This is a genomic window from Corallibacter sp., from assembly GCF_048381695.1.
GTDB classification, from domain to species: domain Bacteria; phylum Bacteroidota; class Bacteroidia; order Flavobacteriales; family Flavobacteriaceae; genus Corallibacter; species Corallibacter vietnamensis.
Map to the genome: position 1 here is coordinate 694,027 of NZ_JBLXHI010000001.1, position 17,121 is coordinate 711,147.

Annotated in this window: 13 protein-coding genes and 1 riboswitch; all 13 genes read left to right on the forward strand. The window is 35.0% G+C overall.

The window, feature by feature from the left end; all coding sequences use genetic code 11:
- Positions 1 to 100: 100 nt before the first annotated feature.
- The 13 genes from thrA to metF all read left to right on the forward strand — a co-directional run bounded on the left by thrA (position 101) and on the right by metF (position 17,112).
- The gene (gene thrA / locus ACN5J3_RS03195) at positions 101 to 3,496 is read left to right on the forward strand and encodes a bifunctional aspartate kinase/homoserine dehydrogenase I (RefSeq protein ID WP_418510744.1); all 3,396 of its coding nucleotides are present in this window, start codon (positions 101 to 103) and stop codon (positions 3,494 to 3,496) included.
- Positions 3,497 to 3,515: 19 nt separating this feature from the next.
- Positions 3,516 to 4,685 (forward strand): trans-sulfuration enzyme family protein, encoded by a 1,170-nt coding sequence (locus ACN5J3_RS03200; RefSeq protein ID WP_418510745.1) that lies wholly within the window; start codon positions 3,516 to 3,518, stop codon positions 4,683 to 4,685.
- A gap of 27 nt (positions 4,686 to 4,712) precedes the next feature.
- The gene (locus ACN5J3_RS03205) at positions 4,713 to 5,120 is read left to right on the forward strand and encodes an RrF2 family transcriptional regulator (protein WP_418510746.1); all 408 of its coding nucleotides are present in this window, start codon (positions 4,713 to 4,715) and stop codon (positions 5,118 to 5,120) included.
- A 144-nt stretch (positions 5,121 to 5,264) separates the two neighbouring features.
- Positions 5,265 to 5,891, forward strand: a complete 627-nt coding sequence (locus ACN5J3_RS03210) for a phosphoadenosine phosphosulfate reductase family protein (RefSeq protein ID WP_418510747.1) — start codon at positions 5,265 to 5,267, stop codon at positions 5,889 to 5,891.
- A gap of 15 nt (positions 5,892 to 5,906) precedes the next feature.
- Positions 5,907 to 7,997, forward strand: a complete 2,091-nt coding sequence (locus ACN5J3_RS03215) for a HEPN domain-containing protein (RefSeq protein ID WP_418510748.1) — start codon at positions 5,907 to 5,909, stop codon at positions 7,995 to 7,997.
- 2 nt (positions 7,998 to 7,999) lie between these two features.
- Positions 8,000 to 8,770: a uroporphyrinogen-III C-methyltransferase gene (gene cobA / locus ACN5J3_RS03220; RefSeq protein ID WP_418510824.1), complete on the forward strand. Its 771-nt coding sequence runs from the start codon at positions 8,000 to 8,002 to the stop codon at positions 8,768 to 8,770.
- A 2-nt stretch (positions 8,771 to 8,772) separates the two neighbouring features.
- Positions 8,773 to 9,360, forward strand: a complete 588-nt coding sequence (locus ACN5J3_RS03225; RefSeq protein WP_418510749.1) for a precorrin-2 dehydrogenase/sirohydrochlorin ferrochelatase family protein — start codon at positions 8,773 to 8,775, stop codon at positions 9,358 to 9,360.
- Between the two features lie 2 nt (positions 9,361 to 9,362).
- Entirely contained in the window at positions 9,363 to 10,412 is a 1,050-nt protein-coding gene (locus tag ACN5J3_RS03230) for an NAD(P)/FAD-dependent oxidoreductase (protein WP_418509183.1), read from the forward strand.
- 134 nt (positions 10,413 to 10,546) lie between these two features.
- Complete coding sequence (gene epsC, locus ACN5J3_RS03235; protein WP_134200892.1) at positions 10,547 to 11,278, forward strand: serine O-acetyltransferase EpsC; 732 nt, start codon at positions 10,547 to 10,549, stop codon at positions 11,276 to 11,278.
- Complete coding sequence (gene cysM / locus ACN5J3_RS03240) at positions 11,275 to 12,165, forward strand: cysteine synthase CysM (protein ID WP_418510750.1); 891 nt, start codon at positions 11,275 to 11,277, stop codon at positions 12,163 to 12,165. The genes epsC and cysM overlap by 4 nt, the downstream gene beginning before the upstream one ends.
- Positions 12,166 to 12,224: 59 nt before the next feature.
- Positions 12,225 to 12,342, forward strand: a riboswitch (SAM riboswitch).
- Between the two features lie 48 nt (positions 12,343 to 12,390).
- Positions 12,391 to 13,401 (forward strand): homocysteine S-methyltransferase family protein, encoded by a 1,011-nt coding sequence (locus ACN5J3_RS03245; protein ID WP_418510751.1) that lies wholly within the window; start codon positions 12,391 to 12,393, stop codon positions 13,399 to 13,401.
- A gap of 9 nt (positions 13,402 to 13,410) precedes the next feature.
- The gene (gene metH, locus ACN5J3_RS03250) at positions 13,411 to 16,104 is read left to right on the forward strand and encodes a methionine synthase (protein WP_418510752.1); all 2,694 of its coding nucleotides are present in this window, start codon (positions 13,411 to 13,413) and stop codon (positions 16,102 to 16,104) included.
- 54 nt (positions 16,105 to 16,158) lie between these two features.
- Positions 16,159 to 17,112: a methylenetetrahydrofolate reductase [NAD(P)H] gene (gene metF / locus ACN5J3_RS03255; protein ID WP_418510753.1), complete on the forward strand. Its 954-nt coding sequence runs from the start codon at positions 16,159 to 16,161 to the stop codon at positions 17,110 to 17,112.
- Positions 17,113 to 17,121 lie beyond the last annotated feature (9 nt).

Sequence of the window (17,121 nt, forward strand, 5' to 3'; positions counted from 1 at the left end):
CAGTCCTGTAATTACGTAATTTCTTTTTAACATATTCTATTTAAGTCCTCACAAAAGTGGTGTTTTGACTTTTTGATTTTTTAAAATTTATAAATCAAACATGAGCAAACTTAAATATGTTTTATTAGACAATGTCTTGCTAGAAAGCAATGTGAGCATTACAATTAAATTGTCTTATCAAACCTTTGGAAAACCTTTAGGAGAAGCACCCATTGTAATGGTAAATCACGCACTTACCGGAAATAGTAATGTTGCTGGTAAAGATGGTTGGTGGACAGATTTAATAGGTGATAACAAAGTTATCGATACCCAAAAATATACCATTTTAGCATTCAATATTCCAGGAAATGGTTACGACGGATTTGCGGTTGAAAACTATAAAGATTTTGTAGCAAGAGATATCGCAAACATATTTCTTTTAGGCTTAAAAGCATTACAAATTGATAAACTTTTTGCGCTAATTGGAGGTTCGCTTGGTGGTGGAATTGCTTGGGAAATGGCGTTTTTGTCACCAAATCTAGCCGAATATTTAATTCCTGTGGCAACCGACTGGAAATCTACCGATTGGTTAATTGCCAACTGTCAAATTCAAGAGCAATTCTTGGTGAACTCAAACAATCCGGTTCACGATGCACGCATGCACGCGATGTTGTGTTACCGAACGCCACAATCGTTTAAAGAGCGTTTTCAACGTAGTAAAAATGATGATTTAGAAATCTTTAATGTGGAAAGTTGGTTGTTGCATCACGGAAAAAAACTGCAAGAGCGTTTTCAACTATCGGCTTACAAACTCATGAATCAATTACTAAAAACCATTGATGTTACGTGTGGTAGAGGCGATAATGTAAATGTATTGGATATTATAAAATCTAACATTGCCATTGTTGGTGTAGATTCCGATTTGTTTTTTACCGCTGAAGAAAACCGCGAAACCCAACGCCAATTGGCATTAACTCATCCTAATGTGACCTACAGTGAAATTCATTCCAGTCACGGACACGATGCATTTTTAATAGAATTTGAACAATTAGAACAGATTATAGAAGGCATTTTTAGACCTGAAACCAAAAATAAAAGAATGAAAGTATTAAAATTTGGAGGGAAATCGCTTGCTAATGGCGACGGATTAAACCGCGTGTTGTCAATTATAGAGCATAAAGTAAATGAAGGCGAGCGTATTGCGGTTGTGGTTTCGGCTAGAGGGAAAGCAACTGATACTTTAGAAGCTATTTTGGAGAAAGCTGCCAAAAAACAAGATTATCAAACTGCTTTTGAAACGTTTAAAAGTTATCAAACAGAACCTTTATCAAGTATTGATTTTACTGAAGAATTTTCAGAATTGAACAATATTTTTGAAGGTGTTAAACTGCTTGGTGATTATAGCGATAAAATTAAAGCGCAAGTATTGTCATATGGCGAATTACTATCTGTGAAATTGATTTCAGAATTATTAAAATCAAAAGGTGTTAACGCCAACCCAACAGATGCCAGAGTTTTGATAAAAACAGATGCAGATTATACAAATGCACAACCTCAAGATAAGCAATCTAAAGACAATGTTTTGGCGCATTTTAAAAGCTATAATGGTACAACTGTAAACGTTGTAACTGGGTTTATCGGTTCTAATCAAAATGGAGAAACGACCTTGTTGGGCAGAAATGGAAGCAATTATTCAGCGTCATTATTGGCAAACTATTTAGATGCCGAAGAACTGCAAAATTACACGCATGTAAATGGTATTTACACAGCAAATCCAGATTTGGTAGAAGATGCCCAAAAAATCAGGGAGTTATCCTTTAACGAAGCTAACGAATTGGCGAACTTCGGTACAAGCGTTTTACATGCCAAAACCATTATTCCGCTAGTTGAAAAGAATATCAATCTTCGTATTTTAAATACGTTCAACCCTGAAGATGAAGGAACGTTAATCACAGCAAAATCAAGCAACAAAGAGGTTACGTCTTTGTCAGTTCTAGAAGATGTTGCGCTTATAAATTTAGAAGGTCGTGGTTTGTTAGGTAAAGTTGGTGTTGATGCGAGGATTTTTAAGGCGTTGAGCAATTACGGAATTAGTGTGAGTATTGTATCTCAAGGATCTTCTGAAAGAGGTATTGGTTTGGTGATAAATTCCGCGCAAGCTACACAAGCGGTTATTGCTTTAGAACGTGAGTTTGAAACCGATTTTTACTCAAAAGATGTTAATAAAATTGAAGTGGTAGATGACGTTGCGGTGATTTCAATAATTGGTATCGAGTTAAGTTCGTTTCACAAGCCATTCAATGCGTTAATTAAAAATCAAATTACACCGTTGTTGTTCAACAATACGGTTACAGGTCGTAATGTGAGTTTGGTGGTTAAAAAAACACAATTGCATAAAGCTGTAAATGTAATTCATGGTGAAATTTTCGGAATTTCAAAAAAGATAAACATCGCTATTTTTGGTCACGGATTGGTTGGTGGCGCTTTGATTAATCAAATTTTAAAATCAAAAACAGAGATTGAAAAGCGTAAAGGCATTAACTTAAATGTGTTCGCTATTGCCAATTCTAAAAAACTATTGTTAGCAAAACATGGCGTTTCAGAAAACTGGAAAATCGAGATTACTTCAGCTAAAGAAAACTATAGTATTCAAGACGTTATTGAGTTTGCTAAAGCGCATCATTTTGAAAATCTTATTGCTGTTGATAACACAGCAAGCAAAGCATTTCATGAGAATTACAAACCATTGGTAGAAGCAGGTTTCGACTTGGTGTCGTCTAACAAAATTGCCAATACCATTTCGCATGATTTCTATGCAGATTTACGTCAACATTTAAAAGAAAACAACAAGCAATACTTGTACGAAACTACGGTTGGCGCAGGTTTACCGTTAATAGACACCATTAAACTATTACATGAATCTGGTGAGAATATTACACGTATTCGTGGTGTGTTTTCAGGAACATTAAGTTACTTGTTCAATAACTTTTCGGTTCAGGATAAACCATTTAGCACCATTGTTCAAGAAACGATTGATAAAGGCTTTACCGAACCAGATCCACGTGAAGATTTTTCAGGAAATGATGTGGCAAGGAAACTACTAATTCTGGCTCGCGAATTGGATTTGATAAACGAGTTTGATGATGTTGCTATTCAAAATTTAATACCTGAAGCATATCGTGATATTTCGGTTGCAGAATTTTTACAGCAATTAGATGTTCTTGATTCAGAATTTCAGAATGTAAAAGATAAACAACAACCAAACCATGTATTGCGATATGTTGGTGATTTATCTGGAGATTTACAACAAGACAAAGGAAATCTAGAAGTGAAATTGGTGTCAATTCCTGAAGATAGTGCTTTAGGGCAAGTAAAAGGAGCTGATGCTATTTTTGAAATTTTCACCGAATCGTATGGCGAACATCCTATTGTAATTCAAGGAGCTGGAGCAGGCGCAGAAGTTACTGCAAGAGGTGTTTTTGGAGATATTTTACGCCTTTCAAAACATATTAATTAAAAGAAAAAAACTAAAGATAATGAGCAAAGAAAACCATTTTGAAACCCAAGCGATACGCACACAAATGGAGCGTTCGCAGTATTTAGAGCATTCAACGCCATTGCACTTAACCAGTAGTTTTGTGTTTGAAGATGCCGAAGATATGCGTGCTTCATTTGCCGAAGAAAAAGAGCGTAATATTTACAGCCGATTTACAAACCCAAACACATCAGAGTTTGTAGATAAAATTTGCAAGTTAGAAGGTGCTGAAGCTGGTTATGCATACGCAACAGGAATGTCGGCTGTGTTTTCAACATTTGCTGCTTTGTTAAATGCTGGCGATCATGTGGTATCTTGCCGAAGCGTTTTTGGGTCAACACATAGTTTGTTTACCAAATTTTTACCAAAATGGAATATTGAAACGAGCTATTTCAAAGTAAATGAAATTGATAAAATTGAAAGCCTTATTCAACCAAATACTAAAATTCTCTATGCTGAAACACCAACCAATCCAGCAGTTGATATTTTAGATTTAGAGTTGCTAGGAAACATCGCTAGAAAACACAATTTACTATTGGTGATAGATAACTGTTTTGCAACACCATATTTACAAAACCCTATTAAATTTGGAGCAGATTTGGTTATTCATTCAGCAACTAAATTAATAGATGGTCAAGGTCGTGTTTTAGGTGGTGTTACTGTTGGTAAAGCTGATTTGATTAGAGAAATTTATCTGTTTTCAAGAAATACAGGTCCAGCATTATCACCATTTAATGCGTGGGTATTATCAAAAAGCTTGGAGACACTTTCTGTTCGTGTTGATAGACATTGTGAAAATGCGTTAAAAGTAGCAGAGTTTTTAGAGTCGCATAAAAATGTGCAATTGGTAAAATATCCGTTTTTAAAATCGCATCCACAATATGACATAGCTAAAAAGCAAATGAAAAAAGGCGGTAGTATTGTTGCTTTTGAAATAAAAGGAGGTATTGAAGCCGGAAGACAGTTTTTAAACAAATTGCAACTATTGTCATTATCAGCAAATTTGGGAGATACCAGAAGTATAGCAACGCATCCAGCATCAACAACACATAGTAAATTGAATGAAGCTGATAGACTTGAAGTTGGAATTTCTGATGGCTTGGTACGTGTGTCAGTAGGGTTGGAGCATTATGAGGATATTATTGCCGATTTAGACCAAGCGTTAGGTTGATAACAGATTTTGGTTATCTTTGAATTTATGCTTTCAAAGAAAACCAAATATGGACTAAAAGCGCTAACGTATTTAGCACGACAGGAAGGAAACAAACCTGTTCAAATCAGTGCTATTTCCGAAAGTGAAAATATCTCCAGAAAATTTCTGGAGAGTATTTTATTAACGCTTCGTAAGAATGGGTTTTTAGGGTCTAAAAAAGGTAAAAATGGAGGTTATTATCTTCTTAAAGATCCCAAGGATATTAAAATGGCACCAATCATGAGAATCCTTGAAGGTCCTATTGCTATGGTGCCATGCGTGAGTTTGAATTTTTATGAAAAATGCGATGATTGTCCAGACGAAACAGCCTGTGCTGTTCATAGCTTAATGATTGAAGTTAGGGATAGCACACTGCAAATTTTCAACAATAAATCATTGGCAGATTTAATTTAATTGAATTTCAAACGATTGCGTACAATTTCAACTTAAAATTTTAAAAAATTTAACCTTTAAAAGGTTGTTCGTTAAATATTTTTATATAGTTTTGTTTTTAATTCCTACTATTCCGATAGGAATATAGTAAAAATAAAAAAATAGATGATAGGACAAACGATAGATATAGCATATTGGAACCAAGTATTAAAAGATAAAACACCTGATGAAATCATTGATTGGGCATTGCGATTAACAAATAATAACATAGTAACAACAAGTTTTGGCGTATACTCTGAAGTTTTGTTAAGTACCATAACCAAGCATAGTAACGACATAAAGGTTGTTTGGTGCGATACGTTATACAATCAACCAAGTACTTATGAACATGCTAAAAATATTACAGAGAAGTATCATTTAAATCTTCGTAAATACCAATCGTTATTGAGTAAAGAAGAGGTTGAAAAAACTATAGGTTTTCCATCATTAGAAGATGATAATTTCGATCAGTTTTCAGAGGTTGTAAAATTGGAACCCTTCAAAAGAGCTTTAAAAGAACACAATCCTGAAGTATGGTTTACGAATATTCGTGTAAGACAAACCGAGTTAAGAAATAAGAAAGATATTTTAAGCTTAAGTAAAAACGGCATTTTAAAAGTGAGTCCATTTTACTATTGGACAGATGCCGATTTAGACGCTTACGTTGCAAAGCATAATTTAACCAAAAACGTCGATTATTTCGACCCAATAAAAGCACTTCAAAGTAGAGAGTGCGGAATTCATTTACAATAAAAAAAGCGACGCACCATGCAGAGTTTTAGAACAGAAATAGAAAATCCAGTTGTAGAGAAAGACATTATAGAATTAGCCAGAAAAATTGAGCTATTCCATAATGGAAACATTGATGAAGAAAAGTTTAGAAGCTTACGTCTTGCTCGTGGTGTTTATGGGCAAAGACAGCAAGGTGTTCAAATGATTCGTATAAAATTGCCTTACGGAAAGGTGTTAAGTAAGCAATTACGCCGTATTGCAGATGTTTCAGACGAATATTCTCGCGGAAGGTTGCACATTACAACTAGACAAGATATACAAATTCATTATGTAGATCTTGATAGAACGCCAGAGCTTTGGGCAGAATTAGAACGAGATGATGTAACCCTTCGTGAAGCTTGTGGTAATACGGTAAGAAATGTAATAGCAAGCGAAACTGCTGGAATTGACGTAAACGAACCTTTTGATGTGTCACCTTATGCAGATGCTTTGTTTAAGTTCTTTTTGCGTAACCCAATTTGTCAAGAAATGGGACGTAAGTTTAAAGTGTCTTTTTCAGCATCAGACGAAGATACAGGACTGTCTTACATGCACGATTTAGGCTTTATCGCAAAAGTTGAAAACAATGTACGTGGCTTTAAAGTGATGCTTGGTGGCGGATTAGGTTCGCAACCACGACATGCCGATGTGTTTTATGAATTTTTGCCTAGTGATAAAATTATTCCAGTAATGGAAGGTGTTTTGCGCATCTTTGATCGTTATGGCGAACGTAAAAGTCGTGCAAAAGCGCGTATGAAATTCTTAATAAAAGATATTGGTTTAGAAGAATTTAAGCGACTTGTAGCAGAAGAACAAAAAGCAATAGAATTTACATCTGTTCCAATTGATGCAGAACATTATCCAGTTTCAAAACCAGTAAATGTTACTGCTCCCGAAGTTGATATAAAAGATGAAAAAGCTTTTCAAACTTGGAAAAACACCAATGTTATCAAACAAAAACAAGATGGTTATGTAGCGATAGGAATAAAGGTGTTGTTAGGTGATTTTTATACAGACAAAGCACGATTGTTAGCTAATTTAGTCGAAGATTATGCAGCAGGAGAAATACGATTAAGCTTACGCCAAAACATATTAATTCCGTTTGTTAAGGAAGATTTATTGCCATTTTTCTATCAAGAATTATCCAAATTAGGTTTTGCAGAAGCTGGTTATAACAAAGCAGTAGATATTACAGCTTGTCCAGGAACAGATACTTGTAATTTAGGAATAGCAAGTAGTACAGGAATTACTGAAGAATTAGAGCGCGTCATTAAAACTGAATATCCGCAATATTTAAATAACAAAGATCTTGTAATTAAAATTAGTGGTTGTATGAATGCTTGTGGTCAACACAATATGGCAAATATTGGATTTCAAGGTATGTCAATTCGTACACCAGATAAATTAGTTGCACCAGCATTGCAAGTTCTTTTAGGTGGTGCAAACAAAGGTAACGGTCAAGGTGTTTTTGCAGACAAAGTAGTAAAAGTTCCAAGTCGTCGTGCGCCAATAGCGTTGCGTCGTTTGTTAGACGATTTTCAAATTAACGCAAATAACCTGTCGTTTGAAGATTACTATCAAGACAAAGGACAAATGTATTTTTACGATATGCTTACAGACTTATCAGACGTAAGCAATTTAACTCAAGACGATTTTATCGATTGGGGAAATACCGAAGTTTATGAAAAAGCAATTGGTATTGGTGAATGTGCTGGTGTAGTTATCGATTTAATTTCAACTTTATTTTTAGAAAGTGAAGAAAAACTTGAGCTGGCAAAAGAAGCGTTAGAGAACAACGTGTATTCTCATGCTATTTATCACACGTATAATGCGTTTGTAAATTCAGCTAAAGCAATATTGCTAACAGAAAATAAATCTACCAATTCTCAAGCAGGAATTATTAAGCAGTTTGATGAAGATTTTGTTGCTACAAAGCGTATTCCGCTAGACGTGTCATTTTCAGAGTTAGTATTTCAAATTAAAGAAAACGCTCCAAGTAAAGCATTTGCAGAGCAATATTTTAAAAGTGCTGAAGCCTTTTTAAAAACAGTAAAAACCTATCGTGAAAACGATCAAAAAGTAGCATGATGATGAAGACAATAATTCCAAAATTAACAATAGTTGGTGCAGGACCTGGCGATCCAGAATTAATAACGCTTAAGGCTATTAAAGCAATTCAATCGGCAGATGTAATTCTTTACGATGCTCTAATAAACAAAGATTTGCTTGACTATGCGTCAAAAAAGGCAGAACTGATTTTTGTTGGTAAACGCAAAGGTTGTTATGCTTATCAACAAGAACAAATTAATGAATTAATTGTTCAGCGAGCAAAAACAAAAGGACATGTTGTAAGACTAAAAGGAGGCGATCCTTTTGTGTTTGGTCGTGGAGCCGAAGAGATAGATTACGTGAAGCCTTTTGGTTTAGAAACTTATGTGGTGCCTGGTATTTCTTCAGCATTGGCAGTGCCTGCGTTTCAGGGGATTCCGTTAACAAAACGTGGTGCTTCAGAAAGTTTTTGGGTGATTACTGGTACAACCAAATCACATAATATGTCTAATGATATTGTGCTTGCAGCAAAATCTACCGCAACAGTTGTGATTCTTATGGGAATGGGAAAACTACAGCAAATTATGGATGTGTTTTCATCCGAAGGTAAAGCAAATACTGCAGTAGGAATTATTCAAAACGGAACAACAAAAGATGAAAAATTTGGCATTGGGACTGTAGATACGATTTGTGATGTTGTTAAAAAACAGCAACTGTCTAATCCTGCAATTATTGTTGTTGGTGATGTTGTAAAACAACGTGTTGCGCTTAATTCAATCGCTAAACAAGTAGAAACTTTAAAAGTAGCATAACCATGAATGAAAGAAATAATTTATATCCAATTTTTATAAAAATGCATAGCATTAATACGCTAATTGTTGGTGGTGGTTATGTGGCTTTAGAAAAGTTGACGTTTTTACTAAAATCTAGTCCAAACGCTAAAGTAACAATGGTTGCTAATTTTTTTAGACCAGATGTTATAAGATTAGCAAAGCAGTTTGATGTTAAGTTAATCAAGATGTCTTATCACGATTCGTTTTTATTGGATCAAGATTTAATTATTGCAGCGACAGACAAATCAGAAGTAAATAAACAAATTTACAACGATGCTAAAGCAAATCACATATTGGTAAATGTAGCAGATACACCAGAGTTGTGCGATTTTTATTTAGGAGGTATTGTTACTAAAGGTCATGTAAAAGTAGCTATTTCTACCAACGGAAAATCACCAACAACCGCAAAACGTTTAAGACAGTTTTTTGAGGATGTCATTCCAGAAAACATAGACGATTTGGTGCAAAATTTAAACCGATTTAGAAAAACAATTAAAGGCGACTTTGAGCATAAAGTTCAAACCTTAAACAATGTGACTAAAACATTAATTTCAAACAAACAGATTTAAACATGATTAAAACCGATATATTAATAATAGGCGCAGGACCAACCGGATTATTTACCGTTTTTGAAGCAGGATTATTAAAATTAAAATGCCATTTAATAGATGCGTTAGCACAACCAGGTGGACAATGTTCAGAGATTTACCCAAAGAAGCCAATCTATGACATTCCTGGATTTCCTGAAATTTTAGCAGGCGATTTAACCAAAAATTTATTGGAACAAGGCAAGCAGTTTGAACCTGGTTTTACGTTAGGAGAACGTGCAGAAACCATAGAAAAGTTAGAAGACGGTTCGTTTATTGTAACAACAAATAAAGGCACAAAACATCATGCACCAGTAGTAGCAATTGCTGGTGGACTAGGAAGTTTTGAACCTAGAAAGCCTAAAATTGAAAACCTAGAATTTTACGAAGATAAAGGTGTTGAATACATGATTAAAGACCCAGAAGTGTATCGAGACAAGAAAGTAGTGATTTCTGGTGGTGGTGATTCGGCTTTAGATTGGAGTATTTTTCTTGCTGATATTGCGTCTGAAGTAACTTTGGTTCACAGAAGAAACGAGTTTCGTGGCGCTTTAGATTCTGTAGAAAAAGTAAAAGAATTAAAGCTTTTAGGGAAGATTAATTTAATTACACCAGCTGAAGTTACAGCCATACATGGTAATCAAAATGTCGAAGGTGTAACTATCGAAAAAGAAGGTGAAAACATACTTTTAGAAGCAGATCATTTTATTCCGCTGTTTGGTCTATCACCAAAACTTGGACCTATTTCAGATTGGGGATTAGAGATTGAAAAAAATGCCATAAAAGTTGATACGTTAGATTATCAAACCAATATTCCTGGAGTTTTTGCTATAGGCGATGTTAATACCTACGAAGGTAAATTAAAGCTGATTTTATGTGGTTTCCACGAGGCAACATTAATGTGCCAATCAGCTTATAAAATTATCAATCCTGGTAAAAAATATGTTTTAAAGTATACAACCGTTAGTGGTGTTGATGGTTTTGATGGAACCAGAAAAGAAGCGCCAAAAGCAGTTGTGCAAGCAATAGATTAATGATTAGTTGCTGTATATTTAGTTGTAATTCCTCGTGGTGAAATTTTTTTACTACGAGGTTTTATTTTAATAAAATCTTAAAGCTTGTGATAAACTAAAAATGTAATAGTAATTTTAGCATTCATAATAAAGACATGCAGATAAATTTACGAATTAAAGAGACCGTTTCAGATGTAACAAAGCAATTGTTCTATGCATTGTTTGATGATGAAGTAAGGCAAAAAGAACAACTGAAACAGCTAAAACCTATATTTAAAACAGTTGTTGAAGACATTACAGATAAAGACTCTGAAGTCATTTGGAGTACTTTTGAAAGTATGCTTCCAACGATAAAAAAGAAAATTGAGTTAGATGCCAAAGCTGCTGAAAAAAATGATCCAGCTTGTAAGAGTTTGCAAGAAATTTATCTAGCATATCCAGGCTTTCATGCCATAGCAATTTACAGGATGAGTCACGAATTATTTAAAATGGATTTACCTATTATTTCTAGAATGATGAGCGAGTGTGTTCATGGAAAAACAGGTATAGATATTCATCCAGGAGCAACCATTGGCGATTCATTTTTTATAGATCACGGAACAGGAATTGTTATTGGAGAAACTAGTATTATCAAAAACAATGTCAAGATATTTCAAGGTGTTACTTTAGGTGGATTGTCGGTTAAAAAAAGTTTGTCGCAAACCAAACGTCATCCAACCATAGAAGATAATGTAACAATTTACGCCAACGCAACTATTTTAGGAGGCGATATTGTAATAGGAAAAAACAGCGTTATTGGTGCCAATGTATGGATTACGCAATCTGTTCCGCCAAACTCATTAGTGACCTATAAGTCAGAAATTAATATAAGCACAAGACCATCATGATACAAAGTCAATCAATAACTAATTTAATAGGAAATACGCCGTTAATTGAAGTTCAAAACATCCTAAAAAAAGATGGTGTAAGACTATTTTTAAAGCTTGAAGGAAAAAATCCTGGCGGAAGCGTAAAAGATCGTGCTGCATTTAATATGATAAGCGAAGCTTTAAAACGAGGTGATATTAAACCTGGCGATACTTTAGTTGAAGCAACTAGTGGTAATACTGGTATTGCATTAGCTTTTATTGCGAAATTATTAGGCGTAAATATGATTTTAGTAATGCCTGAAAATTCTACTGAAGAACGAATAAAAACCATGCGTGCTTATGGTGCTAAATTAATTTTAACATCTTCCGAAGTTGGAATTGAAGGCGCTCGCGATGAAGCCGAAAGACTTCATAAAGAAAAAGGCTATTTTATGCTAAACCAGTTTGCAAATGACGATAACTGGAAAGCGCATTACAAAACTACAGGACCTGAAATTTGGCGCGATACCAATAAACAAATCACACATTTTGTCTCTGCAATGGGTACAACAGGTACAATTATGGGCGTATCTACTTACTTAAAAGAGCAAAATCCAAACATAACTATAGTTGGTGCGCAACCTAAAGATGGTGCGAAAATTCCGGGAATTAGAAAATGGCCAGAAGCTTACAGACCTAAAATATTTAATCCTAAAAAAGTAGATCAAGTTGTAGAAATAAGTGAAGAAGACGCAAAAAACACAGCTAATTTACTAGCAACACAAGAAGGCGTTTTTGCAGGAATGAGTAGTGGTGGCTCTGTAGCATCAGCTTTAAAAATAGCGCAAACTATAGATAAAGGTGTTATTGTGGCAATTATTTGCGACATTGGTGATAGATATTTGTCTTCAGATTTATTTGAATAAATATTGCGATTCAATTTTTTATTACGTTACTTTGTCCCATAGTTCATAATTAATATTGTTTGTTATCACGAAAGGCAGAGGGAATAGACCCGTTGAAGCCTTAGCAACCCTTAATTTTCTTTAATAAGAAATTTAAGAAGGTGCTAAATTCTACCCATTTTTTGGGACAGATAACCCGAGAATTATTCTTCTCTCTTTTCATGATGACATTTTAAAAATTATAAAATGTCAGACATTTTCAAAATATTACAACACCGAATTTTAGTTTTAGATGGCGCAATGGGAACCATGTTGCAGCGCTATAATTTTACTGAAGACGATTTTCGTGGTTCAAGATTCAAAGATTTTAAACATCCATTAAAAGGAAATAACGATTTATTATCGCTAACACAACCAGAAGCTATTGCCGAAGTACATAGAAAGTATTTTGAAGCTGGAGCAGATATAGTTGAAACCAATACATTCTCTGGAACAACCATTGGTATGGCAGATTACCATATGGAAGATTTGGTGTACGAGTTAAATTTTGAATCCGCTAAAATAGCCAAACAAGTTGCTGATGAATTTACAAAAGCGAATCCTGAAAAACCACGTTTTGTGGCAGGAAGTATCGGTCCAACAAACCGTACCGCAAGCTTAAGTCCAGATGTAAACAGACCAGAATATCGCGCAGTAACCTTTGACGAATTACGCGTTGCTTACAAACAACAAGTCGAAGCTTTAATTGATGGCGGAAGCGATATTTTGTTAGTCGAAACTATTTTCGACACACTAAATGCCAAAGCAGCATTATTCGCTATTCAAGAAGTTAAGGAAGAACGTAATATTGACATTCCGGTTATGGTATCTGGAACAATTACCGATGCTTCTGGTAGAACATTATCTGGTCAAACTGTAGAAGCGTTTTTAATTTCAATATCACATATTCCTTTGTTAAGTGTTGGTTTTAATTGCGCACTTGGTGCAGACCAATTACAACCGTATTTAAAACGTTTATCTCACGAAACCGATTTTTACACATCAGCACATCCAAACGCAGGATTACCAAATGCTTTTGGCGAATACGACCAAACAGCCAAACAAATGCAACAGCTTATTGAAAACTACCTTAAAGATGATTTAATAAACATCATTGGTGGTTGTTGCGGTACAACACCAGAACACATAAAAGCGATTGCTGAAGTTGCTGCTAATTACAAACCACGTGTCATTCCTGCGCAGGCAGGAATCTCTTAATCTATGTCAATGAAAGAAAGTGACTGTAAGAAATACTTGAAATTATCAGGGTTAGAACCATTAATAATAACGCTAGAAAGTAATTTTATAAACGTTGGCGAGCGTACTAACGTTACAGGTTCGCGTAAATTTTTACGATTAATAAAAGAAGAAAACTATGCCGAAGCATTAGATGTTGCGAGAGACCAAGTGGAAGGTGGCGCGCAAATCATAGATGTCAATATGGATGAAGGTATGCTTGACGGAAAACACGCAATGGTAACCTTCTTAAATCTTATTGCTTCAGAGCCAGATATTGCACGCTTGCCCATAATGATTGATAGTTCTAAATGGGAAATCATTGAAGCTGGTTTGCAAGTCGTACAAGGTAAATCGGTTGTAAACTCTATCAGTTTAAAAGAAGGCGAAGCGACTTTTATTCATCACGCAAAACTTATCAAACGTTATGGTGCAGCTGTGATTGTTATGGCGTTTGATGAAGATGGTCAAGCCGATACCTATGAGCGTAGGATTGAAATCTGTAAACGCTCGTACGATATATTGGTAAATCAAGTTCAATTTCCACCAGAAGACATCATTTTTGACCCAAATATTTTTCCTGTTGCAACCGGAATGGAAGAGCATCGTTTAAATGCTTTAGACTTTTTTAATGCCACAAAATGGATTAAAGAAAATCTACCTTATGCCAGCGTTTCTGGTGGTGTAAGTAATGTGTCATTTTCGTTTAGAGGAAACAACGTTGTGCGTGAAGCCATTAACGCAGCATTTTTATATCACGCGATTCAACACGGAATGAATATGGGAATCGTAAATCCAACCATGTTGGAAGTGTATGACGAAATTCCGAAAGATTTATTAGAACACGTTGAAGACGTGCTTTTTGACAAACGAGATGATGCAACCGAACGCTTACTAGAATTTGCCGAAACCGTAAAAGGGCAGAAAAAAGACGATGTAGCAAAGGTACAAGAATGGCGCAGTGAACCCTTACAAGATCGCATTACGCACGCTTTAGTAAAAGGAATTGATGCCTTTATTGTTGAAGATGTTGAAGAAGCGCGACAAACAGTAAACAAACCTATTCAAGTTATCGAAGGTCACTTAATGACTGGAATGAATGTGGTTGGCGATTTGTTTGGAAGCGGAAAAATGTTTTTGCCTCAAGTAGTAAAATCGGCGCGTGTGATGAAAAAAGCGGTCGCTTATTTGCAACCGTTTATTGAAGAAACCAAGAATTCCTCTACAAAAAGTGCTGGTCGTATTCTTCTTGCGACGGTTAAGGGAGACGTACACGATATTGGTAAAAATATTGTGAGTGTAGTTTTGGGTTGTAATAACTACGAGATTGTAGATTTAGGCGTCATGGTGCCGCCAGAAAAAATCATTGAAACTGCCAAAAAGGAAAACGTCGATGTTATTGGATTAAGCGGTTTAATTACACCATCGTTAGACGAGATGGTTTACGTTTCGCAAGAAATGGAAAAACAAGGATTTAATATTCCGTTGTTAATTGGTGGCGCAACAACATCTAGAGCGCATTCTGCGGTAAAAATTGCACCACATTATTCCAATACTGTTGTACACGTCAACGATGCGTCTAGAGCTGTAACGGTTGTTGGAAATCTGTTGCAGAAAGATAACAAAGTGTATAAAGAACAGATTCGTGAGGAATATGAAAAATTCCGTGAGCAGTTTTTAAAACGTGGGAAACAAAAGGAATATGTCTCTATTGAAGAAGCACGTGAACGAAAGTTTAAAATCGATTGGAACACAACCGACATTGTAAAACCAAAACAATTAGGAATACAAGATATTCAAGATTTTGACATCACGATTTTAGACGATTATATCGATTGGTCACCATTTTTTAGAAGTTGGGATTTACACGGAAAATATCCAGATATTTTAACCGACGGCATCGTTGGTAAACAAGCAACCGAATTGTTTAAAGACGCTAAAGTCTTACTTCAAAAAGTTTTTGATGAAAAGCTATTGAAAGCCAAAGCAGTTTTTGGGTTGTTTCCTGCAAATACTGTAAATGATGATGATATTGAGGTTACGGTTGAAAACCAAACACCGAACACCAAACACCAATTTCTAACACTGCGTCAGCAACTCAAAAAACGAGAAGGCGTTCCAAATTTTGCATTAGCCGATTTTATCGCGCCAAAAGACACAGGAATTCAAGATTATATAGGTTGTTTTTGCGTGACTACAGGTTTTGGAACCGAGCAGTTAGCTAAAGATTTTGAAGCCAATCACGACGATTACAATTCCATAATGATTAAAGCATTAGCCGATAGATTAGCTGAAGCTTTTGCAGAATATTTACACAAAGAAGTGCGAACAAAACATTGGAATTATGCATCTGAAGACCATTTAACTAACGAATATTTAATTGCCGAAAGTTATAAAGGTATTCGTCCTGCGCCAGGTTATCCAGCTTGTCCGGATCATTTAGAGAAAAAGACCATTTGGGACATTTTAAAAGTTGAAGAAACTATTGGTGTAAAATTAACCGAAAGTCTTGCGATGTGGCCAGCAGCCAGTGTAAGCGGTTATTATTTTGCAAATCCAGAAGCTAAATATTTTGGATTAGGAAAAATTACCGAAGATCAATTAGAAGATTACACCAAACGAAGAAAAATTAGCAAAGAAGATGCTGCAAAATGGTTAAATCCAAACTTGGTTGATAGTTTATAGTTGTTTGTTTTTAGAAATAACTAAACACTAATAACCAAAAACTAAACACTAACAATGAAAGTAACAGAACATATAAAAAACGCTAACGGAAAAACTTTGTTTTCGTTTGAAATTATTCCGCCACAAAAAGGAAGTAACATTAAAGAGTTATACAACAATATTGATCCTTTAATGGAGTTCAAGCCACCATTTATTGATGTAACAACGTCTAGGGAACAACATGTTTATATAGAAAAAGACGGTTTGTTAGATCGAAAAATTACGCGTATGCGACCAGGAACTGTTGGGATTTGTGCGTCTTTAAAATATAAATACAACGTTGATACAGTTCCGCATGTGTTATGTGGCGGTTTTAGTAGAGAAGAAACCGAATATTTACTTGTAGATTGCCACTATTTAGGAATTGACAATGTTATGGCATTACGAGGAGATGCTATGAGTCATCAAAAGTATTTTGAGCCGTCAAAAGGAGGTCATCAATATGCTAGTGAATTGGTTGAGCAAATTCAAAATTTGAATAAAGGAAAATACTTGCACGATGTTATTGAAGCTAGCGATAAAGCTGACTTTTGCATAGGTGTTGCTGGTTATCCAGAAAAACACATTGAAGCACCTTCGTTACAAAGTGATTTAAAACGCTTAAAACACAAAGTAGATTGTGGTGCTGATTACGTCGTAACACAAATGTTTTTTGATAATAAAAAATATTTTGAATTTGTTGAAGCTGCGAAACAAGCAGGAATTACAGTGCCAATAATTCCAGGGATAAAGCCAATTGCGACTAAAAAACATTTACAATTATTACCACAAGTATTTAAAATAGATTTACCAGAAGACTTAATTGATGCGGTTGAGGATTGTAAAGACAATAAAGCTGTGAGACAAGTTGGTGTAGAATGGGCGATTAAACAATCTAAAGAATTACAAAACGCAGGTGTGCCAGTATTACATTATTACTCAATGGGTAAAAGTGATAACATAAAAGCCATTGCAGAGCATTTGTTCTAAATATTCTGT

Bases quoted from the DNA above. Each gene is read 5' to 3' on its own strand.
- ACN5J3_RS03245 (WP_418510751.1), top strand. From the start codon at position 12,391: ATGTCAGACATTTTCAAAATATTACAACACCGAATTTTAGTTTTAGAT.
- ACN5J3_RS03225 (WP_418510749.1), top strand. From the start codon at position 8,773: ATGAATGAAAGAAATAATTTATATCCAATTTTTATAAAAATGCATAGC.
- epsC (WP_134200892.1), top strand. From the start codon at position 10,547: ATGCAGATAAATTTACGAATTAAAGAGACCGTTTCAGATGTAACAAAG.
- thrA (WP_418510744.1), top strand. From the start codon at position 101: ATGAGCAAACTTAAATATGTTTTATTAGACAATGTCTTGCTAGAAAGC.
- cysM (WP_418510750.1), top strand. From the start codon at position 11,275: ATGATACAAAGTCAATCAATAACTAATTTAATAGGAAATACGCCGTTA.
- metH (WP_418510752.1), top strand. From the start codon at position 13,411: ATGAAAGAAAGTGACTGTAAGAAATACTTGAAATTATCAGGGTTAGAA.
- ACN5J3_RS03200 (WP_418510745.1), top strand. From the start codon at position 3,516: ATGAGCAAAGAAAACCATTTTGAAACCCAAGCGATACGCACACAAATG.
- ACN5J3_RS03205 (WP_418510746.1), top strand. From the start codon at position 4,713: ATGCTTTCAAAGAAAACCAAATATGGACTAAAAGCGCTAACGTATTTA.
- ACN5J3_RS03215 (WP_418510748.1), top strand. From the start codon at position 5,907: ATGCAGAGTTTTAGAACAGAAATAGAAAATCCAGTTGTAGAGAAAGAC.
- ACN5J3_RS03230 (WP_418509183.1), top strand. From the start codon at position 9,363: ATGATTAAAACCGATATATTAATAATAGGCGCAGGACCAACCGGATTA.
- ACN5J3_RS03210 (WP_418510747.1), top strand. From the start codon at position 5,265: ATGATAGGACAAACGATAGATATAGCATATTGGAACCAAGTATTAAAA.
- metF (WP_418510753.1), top strand. From the start codon at position 16,159: ATGAAAGTAACAGAACATATAAAAAACGCTAACGGAAAAACTTTGTTT.
- cobA (WP_418510824.1), top strand. From the start codon at position 8,000: ATGAAGACAATAATTCCAAAATTAACAATAGTTGGTGCAGGACCTGGC.